The organism is Pseudomonas sp. Kh14 (assembly GCF_900291005.1).
Classification (GTDB): Bacteria; Pseudomonadota; Gammaproteobacteria; order Pseudomonadales; family Pseudomonadaceae; genus Aquipseudomonas; species Aquipseudomonas alloputida.
Genome location: NZ_OLKJ01000164.1, coordinates 1 through 260 on the forward strand (window position 1 = coordinate 1; position 260 = coordinate 260).

General features: G+C 49.2%; 1 protein-coding gene. It reads right to left on the reverse strand.

The genetic code is table 11. The features are described from left to right. Positions 1 to 260, reverse strand: a 260-nt coding sequence (locus FQ668_RS27695; RefSeq protein WP_256677686.1) for a phosphate acyltransferase, incomplete at both ends; no start/stop codon positions are given.

The following is a 260-nucleotide window of genomic DNA, read 5'->3' on the forward strand; positions in this document are numbered from 1 at the left end:
CACACATTCCGCGATGCCACGCTCAGCACAGATAGCCGCAGCTTTAACTGTACGAGGCTCATCACCTTCAGGAAGAACGATACGTTTGCCAGCTTTACGAGCAAGTTCTGTTAACTGATAACGGAATGCTGGTGGGCTTAGCTTACGAGTACCGATAGTACCTTCAAGTAAAGAGTCAATCCATGGACCGTCGATGTGACCAGCAACGTGCTCGTTAACGAACTCGATACGCTCTTTATCGTCTGCAGGTACTTCTAGGC